Genomic DNA, 25,616 nt, shown 5'->3' on the forward strand with positions numbered 1-25,616 from the left:
GTTGATGCGCGCGTATAACGCTGGACGCCATTAGGCGCGATCTGCTACCAATAAGGGCTTTTCCTGCCCGACCGGGCCGTTTCACAATCTGGATATCCGCATGCTCGAAGCTACCGTCAAAAAGATTCTGCAGGCCCGCGTCTACGAGGCCGCCTGCGAAACGCCTATCTCTGCCGCTCCCTTTTTGTCGCGCCGCTTCAACAACCAGATTTTGATCAAGCGTGAAGACCTGCAGCCGGTGTACTCGTTCAAGATTCGCGGCGCCTACAACAAGATGGCCCAGCTATCCGATGAGCAGAAGGCGAAAGGCGTAGTCGCCGCCTCCGCCGGCAACCACGCCCAGGGCTTGGCCATGGCGGCGAAGCTGATGAACGTGAAGGCGACCATCGTGATGCCGCGCAGTACCCCGGAGATCAAGGTCCAGGGGGTGCGCTCCCGCGGCGCCCGCGTGGTGCTCAAGGGCGACGCTTTCGCCGATGCCGCCGCCCACGCCCAAATGCTAATCGAGGAGCACGGCTACACCTATATCCCGCCTTTTGACGACATCGACGTGGTGGCAGGCCAGGGCACCATCGGCGTCGAGATACTGCGCCAGCATAGCGGACGGCTGGACGCGATTTTCGTGCCGGTAGGCGGCGGCGGTTTGATCGCCGGCGTGGCCGCCTACGTGAAATATCTGCGTCCGGACATCAAGGTGATCGGCGTCGAGGCCGAGGACAGCGCGTGCCTGAAGGCCGCGCTCGAGGCCGGCGAGCGCGTGGTGCTCGACCAGGTCGGCACCTTCGCCGAAGGCGTGGCGGTGGCGCAGATCGGCGAGGTGCCGTTTAGCCTGGCCAAAACCCTGATCGATGGTGTGATCACGGTCAATACCGACGAGATCTGCGCGGCGGTGAAGGATATTTTCGAGGACACCCGGGCGGTGTCGGAAACCTCCGGGGCGCTGTCTTTAGCCGGGCTCAAGAAGTACGTGCAACAAACCGGCGCCGAGGGCGAAACGCTTTTGTGCATCAACTCCGGTGCCAACACCAACTTCGATCGATTGCAGCATATCGCCGAGCGTACCGAACTCGGCGAGCAGCGCGAGGCGATTTTGGCGGTCACCATCGAAGAGAAGCCCGGCAGTTTCAAGAAGTTCTGCCGTACGCTTGGTCGGCGCATGGTCACCGAGTTCAGCTATCGCTACGCCGATGACAGTGACGCCCATATTTTCGTCGGCGTTCAGGTCAAACCCGGCGGGGAGGACCGCCAGGCCGTGATCGACCGGCTGACGGAGGGCGGCTACCAGGTCGAGGATCTCACCGATAACGAGCTTGCCAAGCTGCACATTCGCCACCTAAGCGGCGGGCGGCCCAGCGAGCGTTTCGAGGAAGAGCTTTACCGTTTCGAGTTCCCCGAGCGGCCCGGCGCGCTGATGAACTTTCTCACCCAACTGCCCCACGATTGGAACATTTCGCTGTTTCACTACCGCAACCACGGCGCCGCCTACGGGCGCGTGCTGGTCGGTATGCAGGTGCCCAGCATCGACCGCACCCACGTGGCCGAGTATCTGGACGCCATTGGCTATCGCTACTGGCAGGAGAGTGACAACCCGGCCTACAAGCTCTTCATGGCGTAGCGGTGTAAGTATTCACTAACTTTGCGTATCAGAGCACACAAGCGTCTGGAATGTGTTAAAACGTTTAAATAAGCCCTAAAAAGGGCTCTTTGAGCTATTGTCAGCTGCCCGCTCTTGGCTCTATAGTCGGCTTTGAAAATTAGTCAAGTGGGCCATCTCTTGATACGACAGCCAGATGGCGCGCTTTAAAGCATTGGCAACGAATAAAGACGTTGGAGACAAGGCATGCGGCGTAAAAAGCCCGATGTGGTGATGGCGTTAACGGTGGTTTTTCTTCTAGGCGTACTGGCCACCGGATACGCCCAGGCATTGGCAGGGAGCTGATCGCCACTGGCAAGGTCAGCGCCGGGTATGATGCAACCAACCGCTGACACACACGCTTAAAAAAAGGGCTGATTTCTATCAGCCCTTTTTTTCGTTCGTTTTTTCGTTCATTAGCTACGCCGCGCGATCCCTCGATCGCTTACCACCGCGTTCAACGGGATATCCCAGGCCTCGACGGCTAGTTCGTTCACCTGCTGACAGGCGTGAGCCACGCCGATCAGGTTGGGCTTTGGGCCTTTGCGGCGCATGAAGGCAAGGGTTCGGTCGTAGAAGCCGCCGCCCATGCCCATGCGGTTGGCCTGGGCGTCGAAGCCCACCAAAGGCACGATGAGCGTATCCAGCGCCCAGGCGGGCAGCCGGTTGTGGCGCCTGGCGCCAAAACGGGTGCAGGGCTCGCGGATGCCGAAGCGGTTCTCGACCATGGGGGTATCGTCGTCGAAGCGAACGAACCAGAGCGCATTGTGGCTTAGCGGGCGTAGCACCGGCAGGTAGACCTGCACGCGGCGCTTGGCCAACCAGCCAAGTAGCGGGGTCGGGTCGATTTCGCCGCCCACGGGCAGGTAGAGGCTTACGCGGCTGGCGCGCTGAAGTTCGGGAAGGTGTTTGAGACGCTGACAAAGCGCGGTGGCCGCTTTTTGCTGCTGCGCTTCGCTCAACCCACGCCGTCTGCGGCGAAGTTCGCGGCGCAGGGCGTTTTTATCAAAACGTTGGGCGTCGATCACGGTGTGGTCGTTCAAAATAGGGTTCCCCAGAGTGCCGCTGTCATTCTGGCCCTGAACCTACTGGTTCAGAGTGGGTGGCCGCAGCCAGACCGTCAGGCTTTCCGACGCACGGACATGCACACGGGTCTGGCTAGCATTTGGCCCCCTGGGTACATCGCATAGGCTCGAGGGACTATAACGACTGGCGCACACTCCAGAGAACCCGCTTATCTTAACAGAGCCAGGCCCGATGCCATAGACCCGGGCTTAACGGTTTGCCCTAGGGCTGCTCCGCCGGGCGGGTACCTTGTAAGGCACGCTCCAGCCGGTCGTGCAGCCGGTTCAGGCTCGCCTCGCCCGCTTTGTGTTCGTCAAGCGCCTCGAGAAGCTCGTGCGTAATATTCAGCGCCGCCATGATGGCGATGCGCTCGCTGCCCAGCACGCTGCTTTGCTTGTGGATGCCCTGCATGGCGCGGTCCAGGTAGCGAGCGGCGCGTTCAAGCTTGGCTTGTTCGCCGGTGTCGCAGGCGATCATGTAGCCGCGACCCAGCAGGGTGATTTCTTTGGTTGGCCGCTTGGCGTTACTCATCGAAGGCTCCGGCACGGGCACGTCAGGGCCCGAATGCGTTAACATCACGGTATAGGAAGGCAGGTCGGCGTTCACTATAAGAGAGCCACTTGCGCGGGGTCAACGCGCACTCGCCCGCTCGGGTGTTTCATGTCGGCCCCTTGCCCATTTTTTAAAGCGTAAAAGCGAGAACATCATGTCCCTCATTGAACAGCGCCAGGACTTTTCTGACGTGGCCGACGTCTTTCTTCTTCACGGCAGCATGCAGTCACCCGCGTTTCTCGACGGGCGGCTTTGCGCGCTTCTGGCGCTTCGCGATGTCAGCGCCGAGGCCTGGCTCGATGAAGTTTGTATGAGCCTGGGGGTCGAGCAGCCCAAAGACGAGCCAAGCGCCGAGCGGTTGCTTGGCTGGCGCCGGCAAACTCTGGAGGCATTAAGCGCCAGCGACTTGAACTACGCGCCGCTTTTGCCCGACGAGCTTTTCTCCCTCGGCGAGCAGGCCCAGGCGCTCAAGGAGTGGGCGCTAGGCTTTATGGAGGTCATCGACGAGGTGGCCGATGAGGCGCTCAAAAAGCGCTGGTCGCAGCCGCTCGCCGAGGCGATCGACGATCTATCGAACTTTGGCCAGATCGATTCGGACATCGACGACTCGCCGGAAAACGAGAACGATCTGTTCGCGCTGAGCGAGCATGCGCGCATGGCCGCGATGATGCTCTACACCGAGCAGCACCCGGGCCAGCCCCAGGTAGAGCAGACCGACGCCCCGGTTCACTGATCAAGGAGTTTTGATGTTACCCGAGATGCTTGCGCGCCCCGCCGCGATCGCCAACGACGAATACCGCGCCCGCCGCGCGGCGCTGATGGCGCGGATCCCCGACGATGCCGCCGTGATCGTCCCCGGCGCTTCGCTTGCGACCCGCTCCAACGACAGCGAGTACGCCTTTCGCCAGCAAAGCGACTTTTATTATCTGACCGGCATCACCGAGCCCGACGCGCTGTTGTTGCTGCTGCCCGGCCGGGAGGCGGGGCAAAGCGTGGTGTTCTGCCAGGACCGCGACGCTACCCTGGAGGCCTGGACCGGCCGCCGGTTGGGCGCCAGCGGCGTAGTGGCGCACCACGATATCGATCAAGCCTTCGAGAACGCCGAGCGCGAAGAGCGTTTGGCCGGCCTGCTCGAAGGGCGCACGCTGCTCTACGCGCCGCTGGATCAGCCCGAAGCGCTCGCCATCGCCGAAGAGGCGCTGGCGTTCGCGCAAGCGGGCAAACGCCGGGGTTTGCCCGCGCTCAAGGGCTGGCTCGATAGCCGCGAATTGATCCACGCCCAGCGGCTGGTCAAAAGCCCGGCGGAGCTTGCGCTATTGCGCCATGCCTGCGCGATTTCCGCCCGCGCCCATTGCCGGGCCATGCGCACCTGTACGCCCGGGCTTTTCGAATACCAGCTTCAGGCCGAGCTCGAGCACGAGTTCGTCTGGCAGGGTGGCAGCGGCCCGGCCTATAGCACCATCGTTGGCGGCGGCGCTAACGCTTGCGTGTTGCACTATATTGAAAACAGCGCCGAGCTTACGCGCGATTCGCTGGTGCTGATCGACGCCGGCGCCGAGTTCGACCTGTACGCCGGTGACATTACCCGTACCTTCCCGGTCAGCGGGCGCTTCAACGAGGCGCAGCGCGCACTTTACGAGGTCGTGCTCAAGGCCCAGGAGCGCGCCGTGGCCGCCGTGCTCCCTGGCGCCACCCTGGCCGCTATCCATGCCAACGTGGTCGAGGATTTGACCCGCGGCCTGGTCGAACTCGGGCTTCTCGAAGGCGATGTGCAGGCGCGTATCGAGGATGAAAGCTATCGGCGCTTCTATCTGCACTCCACCTCGCACTGGCTGGGCCTGGACGTTCACGATGTCGGCACCTACCGGTTGGATGAAAAAACGCCGCGCCCGCTCGATCAGGGCATGGTCGTTACCGTCGAGCCTGGCCTTTACGTGCCCGACGACGACGATATCCCGGCGGCCTATCGCGGTATTGGTATTCGTATCGAGGATAACGTCGCGGTGAGCGAAACCGGCGGCGAGGTGCTCACCACAGACGTGCCCAAGCAGGTGGCTGATATCGAAGCGTTAATGGCGAATAAGTAACCAGATTAAAACGTCAGAAAATACCTTTATGTAAGTTACGTTATGAAATTACGAATGGCTTAGGGAGGCCGCTTAATGCCCACGAAGGCGTCTGAAAAAGCTTTAAAAACGGCTGCTTACGATATCGTGATCGTGGGTGGCGGGCTGGTGGGGGCAAGCCTTGGCTGCGCGCTGGCACCGCTGATCGAGCGTCATGGTTTGAGCGTGGCGATCGTGGAGGCCACTGCGCTTTCGTCCCCGGACCAGGCGCCCACCTGGCAGCCGAGTTTCGACGCCCGGGCCAGTGCCATCGCCGCCGGCTCGGCGCAGCGCTTTCGCGAGCTCGGGGTGTGGGCGGCGATGCAGCAGGAGGCCTCACCGATCTCACGTATTCATATCAGCGAGCGCGGCCGTTTGGGCGCCACGCGCCTCAATGCTGGTGAACTGGGCGTCGACGCCCTGGGCTACGTCATCCCCAATGCCTGGATGGGCCAGGTGCTGCATCAAAAGCTGGGCGAGCTGCCCATCGAGTGGTACTGCCCGGCGAAGGTCGACACCATGGCCGCCGATGGCGGTGGCCATCGGCTGACGCTGTCGACCGGCGACACGCTTCACGCCGCGTTGACCGTGCTGGCGGATGGCGGGCGGTCCGGGCTCAAGGAGCAGCTGGGCATCGAAAGCCAGCGGCGCTCCTACGAGCAGACCGCGCTGATCACCCACGTAGGCATTAGCGAGCCCCATCACGGTGTGGCGTTCGAGCGCTTCACGGACGAAGGCCCGATTGCGCTGTTGCCGCTGCCCAACCAGGCCATGGAGCTGATCTGGACCCATGAAAACGGTGCCGAGCACGCGCGCATGGCACTCGATGACGGCGCCTTTTTGGATCAGCTACAGCGCGCCTTTGGCGACCGGGTGGGCCGCTTTACCAAAGTGGGCAAGCGCTTTAGCTACCCGCTGTCTCTGGTCACCGCCAGGGAGCCGGTTCGCCCGGGGCTTGCGGTGCTGGGCAACGCCGCCCACGCGCTGCACCCGGTGGCGGGCCAGGGGTTTAACCTGGCGCTGCGCTCGGTGATGGATTTGGTAGAAGCGCTCGAGCAGGGCACGCAGCAGGGCCGGGGGCTCGGTGATATGCACACCCTGCTCGCCTTCGAGCAGAGCCGGGCCCGGGATCGCACCAACGTGATCCGCTTTAGCGACAGTCTCGTGCGCCTTTTTGGCGCCTCGTTTCCGCTGCTGCCCCACGCCCGCGCTGCGGGGTTGATCGGCCTCAATCTCATCGGCCCGCTGAGGCGAAGCCTGGCGCGTCGCGCCATGGGCCTCGAGCGCTAAATCGGCCGGTCATCCACGGCCCACCCTCTACCACTCACGACAAGGAAGGTTATGCATACCCAACAGGCGTCATCGCGCAACACCCGCGAGCCGTTCGATGCGGTCATCGTCGGCGCGGGCATGGTGGGCACCGCCCTGGCGGGGCTTTTGGCCAGCGCCGGCATGCGCACCGCACTGGTCGAGGCCAACGCCGCGCCGCTCGATTTGAAAACCCTCGACGTGACAACGCCGACGCCCAGGGTAAGCGCGCTGACCCCGGTGTCCCAGCGGCTTTTAACCCAGCTGGGCGCCTGGCCCGCCATGGCCGCCAAACGGGTCACCCCGTACCGCTATATGCACGTATGGGACGGCGAGGGCAGCGGCAGCATCGATTTTTCCGCCGACGAGGCCGGCACGCCGGTGCTTGGCCACATCGTCGAGAACAGCGTCACGCTGGCCGCGCTCAACGAGCAGGTGTTGGGCCTACCCGCGCTGAGCCTTTTTTACGGCGTTAAGGTCACGGCGTTGCAAACCACGCCCCAGGGGCGCTACTTGGTGCTCGAGGATGGCCGTACGCTGCAAACATCGCTTTTGATCGCCGCCGACGGCGCCCGCTCGGCGGTGCGTGAACTGGCCGGGATCGAGACCACCGAAGAATCCATGGCCCAGGACGCGGTCGTGACCACCGTGCGCTGTGAAAAGCCTCACGGCGGCTGCGCCCGCCAGGTGTTCAGCGATGGCCGGCCGCTGGCCTTTTTGCCGCTCACGGTCGACGGCGACGAACGCTACTGCTCGATCGTCTGGTCGACCACGGCCGAGCACGCGGACACCCTGGAAGGGCTTTCTCGGGAGGCGCTGGGGGCGGCGCTTGGCGAATCGTTTGGTCATCGGCTGGGGGGTGTCGAGGTGCTGGATCAAACCTATCGCTTCCCGCTCATTCAGCGCCACGCCAACACCTACGTACAGCCACATTTCGCGCTGGTGGGCGACGCCGCCCACACGATTCACCCGCTGGCGGGCCAGGGGGTGAATCTGGGGTTGATGGATGCCGCGGTACTCGCCGAAGAAGTGGTGTACGCCTGGCGGCGCGGCGCCCCCTGGGGCGAGCTTTCGACGCTTTCGCGTTTCGAGCGCCGCCGCCGTTTGGACAACGCTGCTATGCTTGCGCTCATGAAGGGGTTCAAGGGACTTTTTGGCAGCCGCCTGCCGGTGCTGACGCTGGCACGCAACCTGGGGCTGAGTGGTATGAACCAGGCGGTGCCCCTCAAACGGTTGATCATGCGCCAGGCGACCGGGGAGCGGGGTCGCCTGCCGCAAACGTGCCGCTAGGCTGGGGCCCGATGCCTAGCGGCGACGGTCCACCACGTTGAGGGCCTTGAGCAGATTGAGCGCTTCGCTGAGCTGGTAGTCGTCGCGCAGCCGCTCGGAAAGCCCGCTGCGCTCGCGCGCGGCGCCGGCCTGGTTATTCAGATGGCCCTCCAGGTCGATTTCGCGAATTTCGCGGCGCCCTTCGGCAACCTCGAGGCGCCCGCGTACCACGTCTACGTCCGGCGTGATCCCCTGGGCCTGAATGGAGCGCCCGTTGGGGGTGTAGTAGAGCGCGGTCGTAAGCTTCAAGCCCTCGCCGTTACCCAGCGGCATGATCTGCTGTACCGAGCCTTTACCAAAGCTTTCGGTGCCCATGATGACCGCCCGGCGCTGATCTTGCAGCGCACCGGCCACGATTTCGGCGGCGGAGGCGCTGCCGCCGTTGATCAGTACCACCAGCGGAATGTCCCGAGCCGGGGTCTGCGGGTTGGCGGAAAAAGACATCTCGGTATTGTCGAGACGCCCTTCGGTGTAGACGATCAGCCCGTTATCCAGGAAAAGGTCCGCCACGCCCACCGCGGCCTGCAGCACGCCGCCGGGGTTGTTGCGTAAGTCGAGCACCAAACCCTCCAGCGGCTGGTTTTGGGCCATGCGCTCGAGTGCCTGGCTGGCCTGTTCTGGCGTGCGCGATTGAAACTGGCTAATGCGCAGATAACCGTAGCCGGACTCCAGCAGCTCGTGCTTGACGCTTTCGCTGCGTATCACCTCGCGGGCCAGGGTGATGTCCCGGGGGCTCTCTTCGCCGGCGCGCAGAATCGTCAGGTTGAGCTCGCTTCCGGGCTCGCCGCGCATCAGCGTGACGGCTTCCTGCAGCGACAGGCTCTCGGTGGGCGTACCGTCGATGGTCAAAATGATATCCCGGGCGAGCAGCCCCGCCCGGGAGGCGGGGGTATCGTCGATCGGCGTAATCACCATCAGCTGGCCGCCTTCGGTGCCCACCTCGATGCCGATCCCGCCGAACTCGCCCTGGGTGGATTCACGTAGGCTCTGGAACTCGTCCACGTCCAGGTAAGCGGAGTGGGGGTCGAGCTCGCTCAAAAGCCCGCGCATGGCGTTACGCAAAAGCGTGGCGTCGTCCACCTCTTCGACGTAGCCGCGCTTGATACGCTCGAACACCTCGGCGAAGGTTTGGATCTCCTCCAGCGGCAGCTCGTCTTGATCGGCCGCGTCTACGCCTTGGGCCGTTAGCGGCAGCGGGGCGGCCAGCAGCGCCAGCGGTAGCAGCGTCACCATCAGCCGCCTGGCGGGGGCCATTACCTCGTTAACAGTTCGCGTCATGCAGACTCCGCAAGGCAGTGGGCGGCGCGAAGGACGCCGCGTGTATAGTCGTGTCAGCTTATCCCGTCAGCGGCGCGCAATCCAACGCTGTGGATTAATTGGCTCGCCACGGTTTCTTACTTCGAAGTAAAGCGCGGCGCGACTCTGGCCGCCACTATTTCCCACCCGGCCGATTTCGTCGCCGCGGCTCACCTGTTGGCCCGGCCGAGCGCTGAACTGCTGCATATGGGCATAGAGGGTCATGACCTGGTCGCCGTGGTCGATGATCAACAGGTTGCCAAAGCCGCGCATCCAGTCAGCGAACACGACCCGCCCGGCATGAACCGAGGTGACCGGCGTATTGGCGCTGGCCTCTATGACGATGCCGTTGTAGTGAACGCCGTCCTGGCCGCGAAAGCCCGCGCTGATCGCCCCCTGGACCGGCCAGGGGAGATCGCCTTGGGTACGGCCGATGTGGGTGGTCGGCGACGCCTCGGCCAGCCGCGCCATTTCCGCCTGAATGCGGCGAAGCTGTGCCTCGGCCTCTTCGCGGGTCTGGTTGAGATCCGCCAGGCGGTCGGCTTCGCTGGCGTAGCGGTCGTCCAGGGTAGCCACCACACTTTGGCGTTCGGCGCTGGTTTCGGCCAGCTTTTCGCTTTGCGTCTCGAGCTCATCGGTCAGCGCCGCAAGCCGTGTCTGGCGCGCATCGAGCTCGGTTTCGGTCTCGGCCAGGGCGCTATCCAGCTGGGCAATATCGTCGAGCTTTTGCTGGCGCGCCCGGGTCAGGCGGTTCAGGTAGGCCTGCATGCGATCGAGCTGGGCCGGGTCGCTCTGATTGAGCAGAAGCTTCAACTGCGGCGTCGGCCCCAGCCGGTATAGCGCGGCGAACTGCTCGGCGAGCGCCGCCACCTGGCCGGTGCGCTCACTCTGAAGGCGGTCCCGGTGGCGGCGCAGGGCCTGGGTTTCATCGCCCAGGGTACGCCGCTCGGCCTGCAGGGTATCCAGGCGCTGGTGGGTCCTGGAAAGCTCGGTTTCCGCCTCCGCCAACGCCTGGGTCGCGCTGTCTCGGGCCTGGTCTGTCTCGCTTAGCCGCGTGGCCAGCGAATCGATCTGTTGGCCCAGGGCGTCGAGCTCCTCCCGAGCGGCGCGCTCGTCCTGGCCCGCCGCGCTCCCGGCGCTGAGCGCCAGGACAACGCCGGTGCTCAGCAGCGTGCGGCGCAGGGCGCAGGCGGGGCGTTTCATCATGATGAAAAAGTAAGCAGCGGCTTGCCGGTCATGGCGTCGGGCACGTTTTGTTCCATCATGGTCAAAAGCGTCGGCGCTAGATCACAAAGACGGCCCTCTTCAAGCGCGGCCTGGCGCTCGCCCACGTAGATCAAAGGTACCAGGAAGGTGGTATGGGCGGTTTGCGGCGCGCCGGTTTCCGGGTGGACCATCTGCTCGGCGTTGCCGTGATCGGCGGTGATCAGACACGCCCCGCCGGCCCGCTCGATCGCCTCGACCACCCGGCCCACGCAGGTATCCACGGTTTCGATGGCTTTCATCGCTGCGTCGAAGTCGCCGGTATGGCCGACCATGTCGCCGTTGGCGTAGTTGCACACGATCAAATCGAAGCGGTGGCTGTCGATCGCCTCGACCAGCTTGTCAGTGATCTCGAAAGCGCTCATCTCGGGCTTTTCGTCGTAGGTTTTCACATCCCGCGGCGAGGGCACCAGAATGCGTTCTTCACCCTCGTACTCGTTCTCCTCGCCGCCGGAGAAGAAAAACGTCACGTGGGGGTACTTCTCGGTTTCGGCGATGCGCAGCTGGCTCAAACCCCGCTTGGCGACCACTTCCCCCAGGGTATCGGTCAAATCCGTGGGCGGAAAGGCGGCCGGGGCCGGAATGTCGGCGGCGTACTGGGTCATCATCACCAGGCCCTCGCCGGCCAGTGCCGGGCGGCGCTGGCGGGTGAAACCGTCGAAGTCGTCGTCGACGAAGGCGCGGGTCAGCTCCCGGGCGCGATCGGAGCGGAAATTGAGAAAAATCGCCGCGTCGCCGTCTTCCAGGGTCACGCCGTGATCAGCAGGACGTACCTGGCTTGGCGTGACGAACTCATCGGTTTCACCCCGCGCGTAGGCGGCGTCCACCAGGGCCTCGGCGCTTTTCGCAGTGTGCTCGGCCTCACCGTCGGTGAGCAGGCGATAGGCTTTTTCCACGCGCTCCCAACGATTGTCGCGATCCATGGCGTAAAAGCGCCCAATCAATGAGGCGACGAAGCCGTTGTCCGCCCCGACCAGCTCGGCAAGCTTGGCATTGGCGCGCTCGATCGAGGCCAGCGCGCTTTTCGGCGCGGTGTCCCGGCCATCGAGAAAGGCGTGCAGGTAGATGCGCTTGGCACCGCGGCTGGCGGCAAGCTCCGCCATGGCGAGAAAATGATCCTCGTGGCTATGAACGCCGCCAGGCGATAAAAGCCCTAAAAGATGCACCGCACGGTTATTGGCCACCGCTTCGTCGATGGGCCGGGTAAGCGGTGCGATGTGTTCGAGCTCGCCCTCCTTGACCGCCTTGGTGATTCGCGTGAAGTCCTGATACACCACGCGCCCCGCGCCCAGGTTCATGTGGCCGACCTCGGAGTTGCCCATTTGCCCTTCGGGCAAGCCCACGTGTTCGCCGTCGGTGTGAAGGAAGGCGTGGGGGCGCGATGACCAGAGCGCGTCCATGTTCGGCGTGTTGGCGGCGGCCACGGCGTTGTGCGCCGCATCGGGGTTGTGGCCGTAGCCGTCCAGAATGATCAGCGCTACCGGGCGCGGGGTTGATGTAGCCATTGAAGCCTCGTTATGTCGGATCGTGGTGTAAAACATCCTGCGATAATAAAGACGTGCTGGAAAAGCGGTGCGCTTGCGTGGCTTTTCCAGCATGCACTTTTGGTGGGGGTCGCGGCGCGTGCCCGCTTGGGGCATCATAACGCAGCCAGTCGTTAGGCGTCATGACCTGCGCTTACCGGTCCGTGACGTGTATACTTGTCGGGTTTGACAGTGGCCTGGCCGCTTTTTTTGCATATACCAAGAGATTGTGTTCGCGATGATCGATCAGCTGTTCGAATTCGTAATGAACCACCCCCTGCTGGTGGGCGCATTTTTGCTGGTGCTGCTGGCGTGGCTCGTCTACGAAACCCGCAATGCGTCGACGCATGCCGTGACCTCCTCGCAGGCCACCCAGCTCATCAACCGCGAAGACGCGGTAGTGGTGGATGTGCGCGAGAGTAAAGAGTTCAAGGCCGGCCATATCGCCGGTGCGCGCAACATTCCCCAAAGCAGCCTGGACAGCCGCATGAATGAGCTGGAGAAAGTGAAAGACCAGCCCATCATCGTGGTGTGCAAGCATGGCCAGAGCGCGGGCACCGTTCAAGCCAAGCTCGCCAAGGCGGGCTTCGAGCGTGCCAACAAGCTCAAAGGCGGCATGGCGCAGTGGCAAGCCGACGGCCTGCCGGTGGTGAAAAAGTAAGCCTTTTGCGCTGCGGCGCAGCTCATTCAAACGTATAAATCATCAGGAGAACTCCCATGGCGGAAGACAACAATGCCCCTCAAGCCGACGCTGGCGCAGCCGAAGGCGAAAAGCCCCAGCTGAAATTCTCGCTGCAGCGTATTTACGTTAAAGACATCTCTTTCGAGGCGCCGAATTCGCCGTCGGTCTTCAAACAGTCGTTCAAGCCCAAGGTCAATCTGGATTTGAACACCACCAGCACCAAAATCGACGAAGACCAGTATGAAGTCGTGGTGAAGGTGACCGCCCAGGTCAACGACAGCGAAACCGGCACGACCTCGTTTTTGGCTGAAGTAGAGCAGGCAGGGCTTTTTCGCATCTCCGGCATCGAAGGCGCGCAGCTCGACCAGACCCTCGGTGCGTTCTGCCCGAACCTGCTGTTCCCCTACGCCCGCGAGTGCGTGGATAACCTGGTCAACCGGGGCGGCTTCCCGCCGCTGATGCTGGCACCGGTCAACTTCGAGGCCATGTACGCCCAGCGCAAAAAGCGCGAAGCGCAGCAGGATCCGGCCGCTACCGAAAATACCCACTAAGTCGCACGCCCAGGACCACGCCATGAAAGCCGACTGGTACGCTCAGCACGGTAAAATGCCGCGCCTCTACGTGAGCGCTGCGCTCAGCGTCGGTGCCCGGGTGGAGCTACCGGAAGGGCCGGCGCGTCACGTCACTCGGGTTTTGCGCATGGGGGAAGGCGCGCCGCTGGTGCTGTTCGACGGTAACGGGCAGGAGGCCGGCGTGCGCCTTGTCGAGGCCGGGCGCAAGCGTACCATCGCCCAGGTCGAAACCGTGTGGTTAGGCGAAGGCGAGTCGCCGCTGGCGGTTCACCTGGGCCAGGCGATCTCCAAGGGCGACCGGATGGATTACGCCATCCAGAAGGCCGTGGAACTGGGCGTAGCGGCGATCACCCCGCTTTATACCCAGCGGGGCGATGTGCGCTTGAAAGACGAGCGCGAAGCCAAAAAGCACGCCCATTGGCAAGCGGTGGCTGAAAGCGCCTGCGAGCAAAGCGGGCGGGCGACGGTGCCGGTGGTGCATCCGCCCATGGCGCTCGAGGCCTGGCTTGGCGCGCGGGATGAGCCGCTCAGGCTGATGCTGCACCTGGCCACCGGCAACCGCTTCGATTCGATCAAGCGCCCCGAAAGGGCGGCGCTATTGATCGGCCCGGAGGGGGGGTTGACCGAGCAGGATATTAGCGCAGCCCAGGCCATGGGCTTCACACCGTTGACCCTGGGGCCGCGGGTACTGCGCACCGAAACCGCCCCGGTGGTTGCGCTGACCCTTCTTCAGCACCACTTTGGCGATATGTAAGCGCTTACTTACATGATGCGCCCCTTCTGAATCAACTTTCGCTTTTCATCCTTCCTTTCTCCAAAAGCGGCTCACCGCGCGCGTTTTGCCGTGCCGCCCGTTCGAGCCCGTCGAGTATCACGGGTTTGAGTACCGGCAGGGTTTCGCCGGAAAGTCCGCTCAGCACTATCACGCGGTGCTGGCGCCCTTTCAAGTAGCCAAGCCAACAGGGCAGCCAGAGCGGTGTTGGTGGGCCTTTTAGTAGCTGCACCTTCCAGCGCTTGGGGTTGGCCATTCGCTCCCAAAACCACTGCCTGGTGACGACGTCGGTGTTGGGTGCTTCACAGCCCTCGAGCGCCAGTTCCCTGGCGGGGCGCTCTTGTTGGTTGGCAAGCACGGCACTGGTTAAAAGTATCGGTCGGCGCAGGCTGAGACTTGCCAGCAGCCACGCGCAGGGCGTGTGGGGCGCTGTGCCCAGGGCAAACGCCCAGAGCGGCACCCAAACGGGCTCGAAGCGCTGGGCGCCCAAGCGTTTGAAGCGTTTTTGGGCGGCGTCGAAGTCGATACGCCGCGCAAGCGTTAAAGGCTTATCCATTCGCCCATCCTTGGAGCAGGGCGAGCAGGGCAAGCATCAGCACAAACCACGCCGCGAGCCCCAGGCAGCGCCGCCGGGTCAGGCGTGCCTCGAAGCCCACTTCCGGGGCGCTGTTGGCCCGGGCGGCAAGGATTGCCTGCATGTCCGGGGCGGTCTCGTCGATGAGGACATCGCTGAGCTGCTCGCTTTGCGGCGCGGGGCTCGTCAGGCTCACCAAATAGCCCACGCCGACCGACACCGCCACGCCGATGGTGTTGTTGTAAAGCCAGGAGATATCCATGAAGGCGGTGGTCGCCCAGACCGCCAGCATGCCGGTGCAGAGCCCTGCCAGGGCGCCCCGGCCGTTGCTGCGGTGGCTGAAAATCGCCAACAGGAACGTGCCCAAAAGCGCCCCGTAAAACCAGGAGCCCACCTGATTGACCACCTCGATGACCGGCCCCAGATTACCCGCGAAAAACGCAAAGAGCGTGGCGTAAAAGCCCCAGAAGACCGTCGCCCAGCGGGAAGCTTTCAGGTAGTGGGTGTCGCTTGCATCGGGCTTTATATAGCGGCTATAGAAATCCCGCACGGTGACCGCCGAAAGCGAGTTGAGCGCCGAATCAAGACTCGACATCGCTGCGGCGAACACTCCGGCGATCACCAGCCCCGCCATGCCGGAGGGGAAGGTCTCGACCACGTAGCGGGGCAGCAATTCGTTGAGGTTCTCCGGCGCGGTCAGGCCGTTTTGCTGGTAGTAGGCGGCCAGGATGATGCCGACGAACAAAAACAGCAGCATCTGCGGAATGAGCAGGTAACCGCCGATCAGCAGCGAACGCTGGGCATCCGGCACCGAGGGGCTCGAGAGCACGCGCTGAATCTGACTCTGGTCGGTACCAAAGTACGCCACGTGGAGAAAGAAGCCGCCAAAAAGGCCCGCCCAGAGGGAGTAGGTGACGCTTGGGTCAAGCGACAGGTCGATGGCGTTGAACATGCCAGAGTCCGCGCCGAAGGCAAACACATCACTCCATCCGCCGGGGAGGCTCGTGACCAAAAAAATCACGCTCAATAGCGCGCCGAGCCACAGCACGAACATCTGGATGACGTCGGTCCAGATCACCGCGCTAATGCCGCCCAGCACCGTGTAGCTGATGGCCAGCACCGCCATGATGATGATGGTGAGGTTGACACTCCAGCCGGTGACGACCGCCAACACCAGCGCCGGGGCATAGAGCACGACGCCGGTGGCAAGGCCGCGGGCGATCAAAAACAAAAGCGCGGTCAGCGTACGCGTACCCGGGCCGAAGCGGCGCTCCAGAAGCTCGTAGATGCTGTAAATCCCCGCGCGGTGAAAAATCGGGACGAACACCAGAATCAGTACGATCATCGCAAGCGGCACATTGATGAAGGTGACCAGCCGTTCGAGACCGCCTTCGAACCCCCAGCCCGGCGCGCCGATAAAGGTAATCGCGCTTGCCTGGGTCGCCATGACCGAAAGCCCGATGGCCCAGCTGGGTATTTTGCGCCCACCCAGAAAGTAATCCTCGGGACTGTGCTGGTCCTTGCCAAAGCGCGAGCCGATCCAGGCGATCAGCGCGATATAACCGATCAATACGACCGTATCCAACAACGTGAACCCTTGCATACACCTCTCCTGCCTTTTGTTGTGTCTTTTTTGAGCATAGCAGGTTGTCTTAAGGCCATTGAATCAAGCACGCCTGGGTAAAAACACCCCGGCGGCTTTGCCCGGGGGCGGGGCAGGCGCCATAATGAGGGCTCATTTTTCGAGGATGCTGTTCATGGCTGACGACGCGCGCTCAACCCCCAGGTCGGCAAGCGATGCAAGCGCCCAAATAGGGGAAGTGGCTTACCTGACGGTAACGGCTGTCAATAATACCGGTGCGTTTCTGCGCTGGGGCCCGCCCAAGGACGTGCTGTTGCCCTATAGCGAACAGCGCTTTCGCCCCGACCCCGGCAAGCGCGTCCTGGTGATGCTTTACGAGGACGACCAGGGTCGCCCGGTGGCGACGATGCGGCTGGACCGCTTTTTGAGCGACGACGCCACCCCCCTTGAAAACGGCGAGGAAGTCGCCATTATCGTTGCCGACCGTACCGATCTTGGCTTGAAAGTGGTGGTCAATCACCGCTACTGGGGCCTGATCTATCAGGACGACATCACCAAGCCTCTGCGCCGTGGCCAATCGGTCACCGGCTACGTCAAGCAGCGCCGTGAGGATGGCCGCGTGAATATTTCGCTGCTGCCGCCTGGGGCGGCGCGCCTGGACGTGGTGGGCGAGAAAATTCTCGCCGCGCTTCGCGAAAGCGGCGGTTATCTGCCGCTGGGTGATAAAAGCGATGCCCACACGATCAAGGCGCGCTTGGGGGTGAGTAAAAGCGCCTTCAAGCAGGCGATCGGTCGGCTTTACAAGCAGCAACTGATCACGCTTGCGCCGGATGCAATACGCCTGGTGCCCGGCACTTGAGCCCTGAAGTTGGAGCCGTATCGCCAGTGCGGCATACTGCTTCCCTACGTTTATGAATGGATAGTGCCCCGATGAGTCAATCGAATCTGCAGCTTGGCGTCGTGATGGATCCCATCAGCGACATCGCCTACAAAAAAGACACGACCCTGGCCATGCTGTGGGCTGCCCAGGCGCGTGGCTACACCCTCTACTACATGGAGCAGGGCGATCTTTTCATGCAGGCGGGCAAAGCTTACGCACGCATGCGCGCACTCACCGTGCACCACGACCCGGCGCACTGGTTTGATCTGGGCGAGACCGAGTCGCGCCCGCTGTCGGATCTCGATGCGGTCTTGATGCGCAAGGACCCACCAGTGGACGCCGAGTTCATCAACGCGGTGCATCTGCTCGGGTTTGCCGAGCGTGAAGGCGTGTTGATCGTCAATCCGACCCAAGCGCTTTTGCAGTGCAACGAGAAGCTCTTCGCCCAACAGTTCCCCGAGTGCTGCACGCCGACGATCGTGGCCAGCCGCGATGACGTACTGCGCGCGTTCCACGCCGAGCACGGCGATGTGATCTTCAAGCCGCTGGATGGCATGGGCGGTACCGGCATTTTTCATATCGGCCCGGACGGGCGCAACATCGGTGCGGTGATCGAGCAGCTCACCCTGCGCGGTCAGCGCCAGATCATGGCGCAGCGCTACCTGCCCGAAATCAAGGATGGCGACACGCGCATTCTGCTGGTGGATGGTGAGCCCGTGCCTTTTGGGCTGGCGCGCATTCCCTCTGCCGGTGAAACCCGGGGCAACCTGGCCGCTGGCGGCCGTGGCGTAGCCCGCGAGCTCACCGAGCGCGACCACTGGCTGATCGACCAGGTCAAGCCGGCCATCAAGGCAAAGGGCCTGATGTTCGTAGGCCTCGACGTCATTGGCGATTACATTACCGAGATCAACGTCACAAGCCCTACCTGTGTGCGCGAAATCGACGACCAGCGCGGCACCGATATCGCGGGCTTGCTACTGGACGCCGTCGAGCGTCGGCTCGCCTCGTAAGGCCCAATAACCCGCGATTTACTGCACATCAAGCGAGGCGCGTCGGATTTCCGCGCGCCGTAGGAGACGCATGCAAAGCTTAAAGCACCACTTTTTAATGGCCATGCCGCACCAGGATGATGCCAACTTCGCCGGTAGCCTGATCTATCTGTGCGACCACGATCACAACGGCTGCATGGGCGTGATTCTCAATAGCCCGATGGATATCACCCTCGATACGCTGTTCGAGCAGCTCTCGCTGGGCGGAGACGACAGCCCCCATCGCAATGCGCCGGTTTACTACGGCGGGCCGATGCACAAGGACCGCGGCTTTATTCTGCATGTGGGCGACAGCCAGGCGTGGGACTCAAGCGTTCAGGTCGATGACAATATCGCGCTGACCACCTCGATGGATATTCTCAAAGCGCTGGCCGATGGCGAAGGCCCCGAGCAGTTTCTGGTCTGCCTGGGATGTTCGGGCTGGGAAGTCGGCCAGCTTGAAGATGAACTCAAGGAGAACAGTTGGCTAACCGTAGAAGGCGATGGAGGCGTTATTTTCGAAACGCCGCCAGCTGAACGACTAGCCGCCGCCGCCGGCATTCTCGGTGTCGATCTTAATCTGATGACGCGCGACGCAGGGCACGCCTAGTGGCTTTAAAAGGGCAGCGCCTGATACTTGCCTTTGATTACGGCACCCGGCGCATCGGTTTGTCGGTGGGTAATGAGCTTCTAAGAAGCGCGCGCGAGCTCGAGCCATTGACCGCGCGCGACGGCATTCCCGACTGGCAGCGCGTCGAGGCGCTGTTAAAGGAGTGGCAGCCTGGTCTTTTGGTCGTGGGCCTGCCGCTCAATATGGACGGTAGCGAATCGGCCATGAGCACCCGTGCGCGCAAATTCGGCAACCGCCTGCACGGGCGCTTTGGTCATCCGGTCGAAATGGTCGATGAGCGCGGCTCCACGCGGGAAGCCAAGGCGATTGCCCGGGAGGCAGGTCATCGTGGTAACTACCGCGAAGAGAGTGTCGACGGCATTGCCGCGGTGCTGATACTCGAAGGCTGGTTCGCCCACCAGGAAGGCTTACCCGGCGGGCGGCTTTCGCTCTAAAAAGCGCTCTTTAAAGAGCGCTTTTTAATGCTCGTCGTTTCTACACGACCCAAATGGCCAGGGCGTCAGATATCCAGTGTGCCGGTTTGGCCGGGCACGAACCAGCGTACCGGGCGCAGATCCTCGGCGATCAGCCCATCCACTTTCAAAAGTGTGGCAAAAATGGCCATACGCATGGGGATGCCGTTATCGGTCTGGCGGAAAATCGCCAGCCGCGGGTCGCCGTTTAGATCCACGTCCAGGTCGTTGGCCTGGGCCCGGCTGTCCCGCGGCAGCGGATGCATCACGATGGTGGATTTGCCGCAGTACTGGTCCAGAAACGCCTTGTTCACCACGAAGTCGCTGGAAAGCCCCTTGAAGCCCTCGTTCATTTCTTCGGTGAAGCGCTCTTTTTGAATCCGCGTGGTGTACACCACGTCCAGGTCGCTGAAGTCCATGCCCAGATGTTCGCGTGTCTCTACCCGGTGGCCGCGGGATGTCACCAGGTCGATAAGCGAGGTCGGCATCTCCAGGCCCGGCGGCGAGACCAGCGTAATTCGCAGCGGGTCATATAAAGAGAGCAGCTTGATCAGCGAGTGTACGGTACGGCCGTACTTCAAATCCCCGGTCAATAGAATGTGCGCACCGCTTAACGCCTTGCCGAGGCGCTGAAACTCCTTGTCGATCGTATAAAGGTCTAAAAGCGCCTGGCTTGGGTGCTCGCCGGGGCCGTCGCCCCCGTTGATGACCGGCACGTTGGTCGCCTCGGCAAACTCGGCAACCGACCCCTGGTCGGGGTGGCGCATCACGATGGCATCGCAGTAGCCGCTCATGACCCGGCTGGTATCGTAAAGCGACTCGCCTTTCGCCATCGAGGAGAAGGTAAAGCCGGTGGTATCGCACACGCTGCCCCCCAGACGACAAAACGCGGCGTTGAAACTAACGCGGGTACGCGTACTGGCTTCGAAAAACAGATTACCCAACACCGCGCCTTCCAACACGCGAGTAACCTGCTGGCGGCTGGCGATGGGCTCCATTTGCGCGGCAACGCGTAAAAGGTGGTTAACGCTTTCGCGGTTTAATGAGTCGACGGATAGCAGATGGGGGCTCATCACGGACCTCGGTGAAATGGTGGGCGAGAGCGCTAGTGTAACCGCCAACCCGCACCTTGCCGAAACGCTTTAATAAGCTTCCTGTATCCATCGAAGCATTTTGTTCAAAAAGGCCTTGCACTCAAGCCGGTGAATCCGTAAAGTACGCATCCGCTGCCGGGGACGCAAGGCGTTGCCAGCGGTGAATGAGAGTGAAAACTCTCGGTTTGTCAGGAGGTTAGCGGTTTTTGTTCGCTCGCTTCACTCGCCAAAATCGGCGGTTGACAAATTCAAGGATGAGCGTAGAATACGCCTTCCTCGCTACGGCAACCGGCTCAGGTCATCGAGTCAGACGTTAAGCCGAAGCGAAACCGCTCTTTAACAATTTGATCAGGTAATTCATGTGGGCGTTTGCCGATGAGGGTGACAAGTCACCAAATATCAAGGCAAGCGCACAAGAAGAATTTTCGAATTCTTCAAATTCGTTTGAACCTTGAGCCAGGATTGATTCGCCTCTGTTGCTTTCGAGCGACAGGCAAGAATCACAATGATTTTAAACTGAAGAGTTTGATCATGGCTCAGATTGAACGCTGGCGGCAGGCTTAACACATGCAAGTCGAGCGGTAACAGGTCCAGCTTGCTGGACGCTGACGAGCGGCGGACGGGTGAGTAATGCATAGGAATCTACCCGGTAGTGGGGGATAACCTGGGGAAACCCAGGCTAATACCGCATACGTCCTACGGGAGAAAGGGGGCCTCTGGCTCCCGCTATCGGATGAGCCTATGTCGGATTAGCTGGTTGGTGAGGTAACGGCTCACCAAGGCAACGATCCGTAGCTGGTCTGAGAGGATGATCAGCCACATCGGGACTGAGACACGGCCCGAACTCCTACGGGAGGCAGCAGTGGGGAATATTGGACAATGGGCGCAAGCCTGATCCAGCCATGCCGCGTGTGTGAAGAAGGCTTTCGGGTTGTAAAGCACTTTCAGCGAGGAAGAACGCCTGGCGGTTAATACCCGCCAGGAAAGACATCACTCGCAGAAGAAGCACCGGCTAACTCCGTGCCAGCAGCCGCGGTAATACGGAGGGTGCAAGCGTTAATCGGAATTACTGGGCGTAAAGCGCGCGTAGGTGGCATGACAAGCCGGTTGTGAAAGCCCCGGGCTCAACCTGGGAACGGCATCCGGAACTGTCACGCTAGAGTGCAGGAGAGGAAGGTGGAATTCCCGGTGTAGCGGTGAAATGCGTAGAGATCGGGAGGAATACCAGTGGCGAAGGCGGCCTTCTGGACTGACACTGACACTGAGGTGCGAAAGCGTGGGTAGCAAACAGGATTAGATACCCTGGTAGTCCACGCCGTAAACGATGTCGACCAGCCGTTGGGTGCCTTGTGCACTTTGTGGCGAAGTTAACGCGATAAGTCGACCGCCTGGGGAGTACGGCCGCAAGGTTAAAACTCAAATGAATTGACGGGGGCCCGCACAAGCGGTGGAGCATGTGGTTTAATTCGATGCAACGCGAAGAACCTTACCTACCCTTGACATCCTGCGAACCCGGGAGAGATCCCGGGGTGTCTTCGGAAACGCAGAGACAGGTGCTGCATGGCTGTCGTCAGCTCGTGTTGTGAAATGTTGGGTTAAGTCCCGTAACGAGCGCAACCCTTGTCCCTATTTGCCAGCACGTAATGGTGGGAACTCTAGGGAGACTGCCGGTGACAAACCGGAGGAAGGTGGGGACGACGTCAAGTCATCATGGCCCTTACGGGTAGGGCTACACACGTGCTACAATGGCCGGTACAAAGGGCTGCGAACTCGCGAGAGTAAGCGAATCCCAGAAAGCCGGTCTCAGTCCGGATCGGAGTCTGCAACTCGACTCCGTGAAGTCGGAATCGCTAGTAATCGTGGATCAGAATGCCACGGTGAATACGTTCCCGGGCCTTGTACACACCGCCCGTCACACCATGGGAGTGGACTGCACCAGAAGTGGTTAGCCTAACTTTGGAGGGCGATCACCACGGTGTGGTTCATGACTGGGGTGAAGTCGTAACAAGGTAGCCGTAGGGGAACCTGCGGCTGGATCACCTCCTTAAACGATGCGTCACTCTCCCGGCAAGCGCTCACAATGAATTACCTGATCAAGTAGCTGTTAAATGAGCAGTGATAAGCTTATCGCCTTCGGCGATGTCTTATCACTGCTTATAGCAGTCGCTCTTTAACAATGTATATCATGCTGACAGTATCGAATGACGATATGAAGACAAGTGCCTTTAGGGTGGCTGTGTTTATAGCGTGATCTCGATACGCAATTGTTTTGTGATACGTTTCAAGCGTATCCGGCAATCGTTGTCATTGCGGGATCCAGACTCCTTCGGGTTATAGGGTCAAGCAATGAAGCGCACACGGTGGATGCCTAGGCAGTCAGAGGCGATGAAAGACGTTGTAGCCTGCGATAAGGTTCGGTGAGGTGGCAAACAACCTGTGACCCGGACATCTCTGAATGGGGAAACCCACTGACCACAAGGTCAGTATCGTATCCTGAATACATAGGGATACGAGGCGAACCGGGGGAACTGAAACATCTAAGTACCCCGAGGAAAAGAAATCAACCGAGATTCCCCCAGTAGCGGCGAGCGAACGGGGACCAGCCCTTAAGCATGTGAATGACTAGACGAACGGATTGGGAAGTCCGGCCGTAGCGGGTGATAGCCCCGTAGTCGAAAGTCTGATCATGTGAAATCGAGTAGGTCGGGGCACGAGAAACCCTGATTGAAGACGGGGGGACCATCCTCCAAGGCTAAATACTCCTGACTGACCGATAGTGAACCAGTACCGTGAGGGAAAGGCGAAAAGAACCCCGGCGAGGGGAGTGAAATAGATCCTGAAACCGTGTGCGTACAAGCAGTAGGAGCCCACTTGTTGGGTGACTGCGTACCTTTTGTATAATGGGTCAGCGACTTATATTCAGTGGCGAGCTTAACCGATAGGGGAGGCGTAGCGAAAGCGAGTCTTAACTGGGCGACCAGTCGCTGGATATAGACCCGAAACCGGGCGATCTATCCATGAGCAGGGTGAAGGTTGAGTAACATCAACTGGAGGCCCGAACCAGGATCTGTTGAAAAAGATTTGGATGACTTGTGGATCGGAGTGAAAGGCTAATCAAGCCCGGAGATAGCTGGTTCTCCTCGAAAGCTATTTAGGTAGCGCCTCACGTATCACCACCGGGGGTAGAGCACTGTTTCGGCTAGGGGGCCATCCCGGCTTACCAACCCGAGGCAAACTCCGAATACCGGTGAGTGCAGCGTGGGAGACACACGGCGGGTGCTAACGTCCGTCGTGAAAAGGGCAACAACCCGGACCGTCAGCTAAGGTCCCCAAATCCTGGTTAAGTGGGAAACGATGTGGGAAGGCTCAGACAGCTAGGAGGTTGGCTTAGAAGCAGCCATCCTTTAAAGAAAGCGTAATAGCTCACTAGTCGAGTCGGCCTGCGCGGAAGATGTAACGGGGCTCAAACCAGGTACCGAAGCTACGGGTTCATCCTTAGGGATGAGCGGTAGAGGAGCGTCGTGTAAGCCGATGAAGGTGGATCGAGAGGTCTGCTGGAGGTATCACGAGTGCGAATGCTGACATGAGTAACGATAAGGGGAGTGAAAAACTCCCCCGCCGGAAGACCAAGGTTTTCTGTTCGATGCTAATCAGAGCAGAGTGAGTCGGCCCCTAAGGCGAGGCCGAAAGGCGTAGTCGATGGGAAACGGGTCAATATTCCCGTACCGGATGTCATTGCGATGGGGGGACGAAGAAGGCTAGGTGAGCCAGGCGTTGGTTGTCCTGGTGAAAGCGAGTAGGCCTGGGTCTCAGGTAAATCCGGGACCCTTTAAAGCCGAGACGCGAGACGAACGGATTACGATCCGGAAGTCACTGATGCCACGCTTCCAGGAAAAGCCTCTAAGCTTCAGATGACATGCGACCGTACCCCAAACCGACACAGGTGGTCAGGGTGAGAATCCCAAGGCGCTTGAGAGAACTCGGGTGAAGGAACTAGGCAAAATGGTGCCGTAACTTCGGGAGAAGGCACGCCGGATTAGGGTGAGAGGACTTGCTCCTTCAGCCCGAACCGGTCGAAGATACCAGGTGGCTGCAACTGTTTAGTAAAAACACAGCACTCTGCTAACGCGCAAGCGGACGTATAGGGTGTGACGCCTGCCCGGTGCCGGAAGGTTAAGTGATGGTGTTAGCCCTCTGGGCGAAGCTCTTGATCGAAGCCCCGGTAAACGGCGGCCGTAACTATAACGGTCCTAAGGTAGCGAAATTCCTTGTCGGGTAAGTTCCGACCTGCACGAATGGCGTAATGATGGCCACGCTGTCTCCACCCGAGACTCAGTGAAATTGAAATCGCCGTGAAGATGCGGTGTACCCGCGGCTAGACGGAAAGACCCCGTGAACCTTTACTATAGCTTCACACTGGATACTGATGTTGCCTGTGTAGGATAGCTGGGAGGCTTTGAACTCCGGACGCCAGTTCGGAGGGAGCCAACCTTGAAATACCAGCCTGGCATCATTGGTGTTCTCACTCGGGTCCGTTATCCGGATCGAGGACAGTGTGTGGTGGGTAGTTTGACTGGGGCGGTCTCCTCCCAAAGAGTAACGGAGGAGCACGAAGGTACCCTCAGCACGGTCGGACATCGTGCAATGAGTGCAAGAGCATAAGGGTGCTTGACTGCGAGACAGACACGTCGAGCAGGTGCGAAAGCAGGTTCTAGTGATCCGGTGGTTCTGTATGGAAGGGCCATCGCTCAACGGATAAAAGGTACTCCGGGGATAACAGGCTGATACCGCCCAAGAGTTCACATCGACGGCGGTGTTTGGCACCTCGATGTCGGCTCATCACATCCTGGGGCTGAAGTCGGTCCCAAGGGTATGGCTGTTCGCCATTTAAAGTGGTACGCGAGCTGGGTTTAGAACGTCGTGAGACAGTTCGGTCCCTATCTGCCGTGGGCGTTGGATGTTTGAGAAGGGCTGCTCCTAGTACGAGAGGACCGGAGTGGACGCACCTCTGGTGTTCCGGTTGTCACGCCAGTGGCATTGCCGGGTAGCTATGTGCGGACGGGATAACCGCTGAAAGCATCTAAGCGGGAAGCCCCCTTCAAGATGAGACATCCCCGAGGCCTCGAGCCTCCTGAAGGGCCCAGCGAGACCAGCTGGTTGATAGGCACGGTGTGGACGCGCTGCAAGGCGTTGAGCTAACGTGTACTAATGGCCCGTGAGGCTTGACCCTATAACACCCAAGGGGTCTGGTCCTGTAGTGACAACGACGCTCGAC

At 61.0% G+C, this 25,616-nt stretch carries 20 protein-coding genes, 2 rRNA genes and 1 other RNA gene; 14 read left to right on the forward strand and 9 right to left on the reverse strand.

The genetic code is table 11. The features are described from left to right. The first annotated feature begins 100 nt into the window (after positions 1–100). The gene (ilvA, locus tag ACWFVE_RS00100; protein ID WP_447527281.1) at positions 101–1,615 is read left to right on the forward strand and encodes a threonine ammonia-lyase, biosynthetic; all 1,515 of its coding nucleotides are present in this window, start codon (positions 101–103) and stop codon (positions 1,613–1,615) included. A 434-nt stretch (positions 1,616–2,049) separates the two neighbouring features. Here ilvA and ACWFVE_RS00105 read toward each other — a convergent pair whose 3' ends face one another. The 3 genes from ACWFVE_RS00105 to ACWFVE_RS00115 form a co-directional block, all read right to left on the reverse strand. After that, positions 2,050–2,676 (reverse strand): 5-formyltetrahydrofolate cyclo-ligase, encoded by a 627-nt coding sequence (locus tag ACWFVE_RS00105; RefSeq protein ID WP_447527282.1) that lies wholly within the window; start codon positions 2,674–2,676, stop codon positions 2,050–2,052. Positions 2,677–2,680: 4 nt separating this feature from the next. Continuing rightward, positions 2,681–2,864, reverse strand: a non-coding RNA gene (gene ssrS / locus ACWFVE_RS00110) — 6S RNA. Between the two features lie 56 nt (positions 2,865–2,920). Continuing rightward, positions 2,921–3,229, reverse strand: a complete 309-nt coding sequence (locus ACWFVE_RS00115; RefSeq protein ID WP_447527283.1) for a cell division protein ZapA — start codon at positions 3,227–3,229, stop codon at positions 2,921–2,923. A 175-nt stretch (positions 3,230–3,404) separates the two neighbouring features. Here ACWFVE_RS00115 and ACWFVE_RS00120 point away from each other — a divergent pair, with 175 nt between their 5' ends. The 4 genes from ACWFVE_RS00120 (at position 3,405) to ACWFVE_RS00135 (ending at position 7,953) form a co-directional block, all read left to right on the forward strand. After that, positions 3,405–3,983, forward strand: coding sequence for a UPF0149 family protein (locus ACWFVE_RS00120; RefSeq protein ID WP_447527284.1), 579 nt, complete (start codon positions 3,405–3,407; stop codon positions 3,981–3,983). A gap of 13 nt (positions 3,984–3,996) precedes the next feature. Continuing rightward, positions 3,997–5,337, forward strand: a complete 1,341-nt coding sequence (pepP, locus tag ACWFVE_RS00125; protein WP_447527285.1) for a Xaa-Pro aminopeptidase — start codon at positions 3,997–3,999, stop codon at positions 5,335–5,337. A gap of 75 nt (positions 5,338–5,412) precedes the next feature. Then, positions 5,413–6,645, forward strand: coding sequence for a 2-octaprenyl-6-methoxyphenyl hydroxylase (gene ubiH, locus ACWFVE_RS00130; RefSeq protein ID WP_447527286.1), 1,233 nt, complete (start codon positions 5,413–5,415; stop codon positions 6,643–6,645). A 51-nt stretch (positions 6,646–6,696) separates the two neighbouring features. Continuing rightward, on the forward strand, positions 6,697–7,953 hold the full coding sequence (locus tag ACWFVE_RS00135) for a UbiH/UbiF/VisC/COQ6 family ubiquinone biosynthesis hydroxylase (RefSeq protein WP_447527287.1): 1,257 nt from the start codon (positions 6,697–6,699) through the stop codon (positions 7,951–7,953). 15 nt (positions 7,954–7,968) lie between these two features. On the opposite strand, the gene ACWFVE_RS00140 is transcribed toward ACWFVE_RS00135, so the two are convergent. From ACWFVE_RS00140 to gpmI, 3 genes are all read right to left on the reverse strand, one after another. Further along, entirely contained in the window at positions 7,969–9,270 is a 1,302-nt protein-coding gene (locus ACWFVE_RS00140) for a S41 family peptidase (protein ID WP_447527288.1), read from the reverse strand. Positions 9,271–9,336: 66 nt separating this feature from the next. Beyond that, positions 9,337–10,494, reverse strand: a complete 1,158-nt coding sequence (locus ACWFVE_RS00145) for a murein hydrolase activator EnvC family protein (RefSeq protein WP_447527289.1) — start codon at positions 10,492–10,494, stop codon at positions 9,337–9,339. Then, entirely contained in the window at positions 10,491–12,056 is a 1,566-nt protein-coding gene (gene gpmI / locus ACWFVE_RS00150) for a 2,3-bisphosphoglycerate-independent phosphoglycerate mutase (RefSeq protein ID WP_447527290.1), read from the reverse strand. The genes ACWFVE_RS00145 and gpmI overlap by 4 nt, the downstream gene beginning before the upstream one ends. Before the next feature lie 256 nt (positions 12,057–12,312). On the opposite strand from gpmI, the gene ACWFVE_RS00155 reads away from it, so the two are divergent. The 3 genes from ACWFVE_RS00155 to ACWFVE_RS00165 are packed head-to-tail and all read left to right on the forward strand — an operon-like array spanning position 12,313 to position 14,082. Beyond that, positions 12,313–12,735, forward strand: a complete 423-nt coding sequence (locus ACWFVE_RS00155) for a rhodanese-like domain-containing protein (protein ID WP_447527291.1) — start codon at positions 12,313–12,315, stop codon at positions 12,733–12,735. Between the two features lie 56 nt (positions 12,736–12,791). Continuing rightward, positions 12,792–13,307, forward strand: coding sequence for a protein-export chaperone SecB (secB, locus tag ACWFVE_RS00160; protein ID WP_447527292.1), 516 nt, complete (start codon positions 12,792–12,794; stop codon positions 13,305–13,307). Between the two features lie 22 nt (positions 13,308–13,329). Continuing rightward, a complete protein-coding gene (locus tag ACWFVE_RS00165; RefSeq protein WP_447527293.1) occupies positions 13,330–14,082 on the forward strand; it encodes a 16S rRNA (uracil(1498)-N(3))-methyltransferase in 753 nt (250 codons plus the stop codon). A gap of 31 nt (positions 14,083–14,113) precedes the next feature. Here the strand turns inward: ACWFVE_RS00165 and ACWFVE_RS00170 are convergent, their stop codons facing one another. Together ACWFVE_RS00170 and ACWFVE_RS00175 are read right to left on the reverse strand one after the other, a co-directional pair. Next, complete coding sequence (locus ACWFVE_RS00170; RefSeq protein ID WP_447527294.1) at positions 14,114–14,656, reverse strand: hypothetical protein; 543 nt, start codon at positions 14,654–14,656, stop codon at positions 14,114–14,116. Further along, on the reverse strand, positions 14,649–16,277 hold the full coding sequence (locus tag ACWFVE_RS00175) for a sodium:solute symporter (RefSeq protein WP_447527295.1): 1,629 nt from the start codon (positions 16,275–16,277) through the stop codon (positions 14,649–14,651). The genes ACWFVE_RS00170 and ACWFVE_RS00175 overlap by 8 nt, the downstream gene beginning before the upstream one ends. A gap of 154 nt (positions 16,278–16,431) precedes the next feature. On the opposite strand from ACWFVE_RS00175, the gene ACWFVE_RS00180 reads away from it, so the two are divergent. The 4 genes from ACWFVE_RS00180 (at position 16,432) to ruvX (ending at position 19,229) form a co-directional block, all read left to right on the forward strand. Then, the gene (locus ACWFVE_RS00180) at positions 16,432–17,115 is read left to right on the forward strand and encodes a CvfB family protein (protein ID WP_447527296.1); all 684 of its coding nucleotides are present in this window, start codon (positions 16,432–16,434) and stop codon (positions 17,113–17,115) included. A gap of 71 nt (positions 17,116–17,186) precedes the next feature. Next, positions 17,187–18,146 (forward strand): glutathione synthase, encoded by a 960-nt coding sequence (gene gshB, locus ACWFVE_RS00185; protein ID WP_447527297.1) that lies wholly within the window; start codon positions 17,187–17,189, stop codon positions 18,144–18,146. A 70-nt stretch (positions 18,147–18,216) separates the two neighbouring features. Next, complete coding sequence (locus ACWFVE_RS00190; RefSeq protein ID WP_447527298.1) at positions 18,217–18,774, forward strand: YqgE/AlgH family protein; 558 nt, start codon at positions 18,217–18,219, stop codon at positions 18,772–18,774. After that, positions 18,774–19,229: a Holliday junction resolvase RuvX gene (ruvX, locus tag ACWFVE_RS00195; protein WP_447527299.1), complete on the forward strand. Its 456-nt coding sequence runs from the start codon at positions 18,774–18,776 to the stop codon at positions 19,227–19,229. Before ACWFVE_RS00190 ends, ruvX begins: the two co-directional genes overlap by 1 nt. Before the next feature lie 65 nt (positions 19,230–19,294). Here ruvX and pyrB read toward each other — a convergent pair whose 3' ends face one another. Next, a complete protein-coding gene (pyrB, locus tag ACWFVE_RS00200) occupies positions 19,295–20,320 on the reverse strand; it encodes an aspartate carbamoyltransferase (protein ID WP_447527300.1) in 1,026 nt (341 codons plus the stop codon). Positions 20,321–20,854: 534 nt separating this feature from the next. Here pyrB and ACWFVE_RS00205 point away from each other — a divergent pair. Continuing rightward, positions 20,855–22,388 (forward strand): 16S ribosomal RNA (locus tag ACWFVE_RS00205). A 290-nt stretch (positions 22,389–22,678) separates the two neighbouring features. Beyond that, positions 22,679–25,571, forward strand: a 23S ribosomal RNA gene (locus ACWFVE_RS00210). The 16S and 23S rRNA genes sit together here, the layout of an rRNA operon. Positions 25,572–25,616: the final 45 nt, after the last annotated feature.

This window comes from Vreelandella mediterranea (assembly GCF_970647075.1).